The organism is Mammaliicoccus sp. B-M6 (assembly GCF_022386965.1).
GTDB lineage: Bacteria > Bacillota > Bacilli > Staphylococcales > Staphylococcaceae > Mammaliicoccus > Mammaliicoccus sciuri_A.
In genome coordinates, this window is the sequence record NZ_JAJNHJ010000073.1 from 1 (window position 1) to 1007 (window position 1007).

Sequence of the window (1007 nt, forward strand, 5' to 3'; positions counted from 1 at the left end):
TGCTTTAAATATTGTTTCTGCTACTGCGTTATCATATGGATTTCCCTTACGGCTTAAAGAACGGTTAATATTGAATACATCAATTACTTTATCGATTAATTGATTATCAAATTCTCGTCCTCTATCTGTATGGATATAGCTTATATTAAATAGATTTGTTTCTATACTTGCTAATGCTTTGAATACTAAGTCAGCGTTTTTGCGTTGTCCTACACTATAGCCTATAATCTCTCGATTATATAAATCACTAAATAAGCATACATAATGCCATCTATTGTCCACACGGACATAAGTTAAATCTGAAACAATGTATTTATACTGTTTATGTTTTTTAAAGTTACGATTTAAATGATTCTTGGTAGTAGATTGGTTTACCTTGCTTGATGTTACTTTAAATTTCATCTTTGTATAAGTAGAAACTAAGTTTCTTTGTTTCATTAATACACCAATCTTCCGCCTAGATACATATAGTCCTCGTTTCGATAAAGCAATCTTTATTTTACGTGTACCGTAACAACGTCTATTAGAGATGAATATATCTTCAATTTCATCTGCTAATATCTCATCATTGTTTCCTTTATTAACTTTATGTTGGTTATTTTGGTGGTAATAGTAGGTACTTCTTGGCATTTGTAGGACTTTGCACATTGCTGATACTGAATATTTGTGAGTATTCTCATTTATCACATCTATTTTCGTCCGATTATCAGCGCGGCTTGCTTTAAAATATCGTTTTCCATTTTTAGCTGTTTATTTTCTTTTTCTAGTTCCATCAATTTCTTTTGTTCTTTTGTAAGATTATCTTTGTGCTCAAAAGAACCAGAGGTTTTTGCCTGATTAATCCATCGATCTAATGCAGATGGGGTTAAATCATATTCTCTAATAATTTCAGATCTTGGTTTTTCATTAAGGTATAAATCAACCATTTGCTGTTTGAATTCATTACTGTATTCTCTACGCTCTCTTCTCATAAAAAGACCACCTACTTTCTTAATTTTAACAATACT

General features: G+C 30.6%; 1 pseudogene. It reads right to left on the minus strand.

Features of this window, described 5'->3' with window-relative positions:
* A pseudogene (locus LQ693_RS13415) lies at window positions 1–971 on the minus strand (IS3 family transposase); the annotation flags it as partial.
* Window positions 972–1007: the final 36 nt, after the last annotated feature.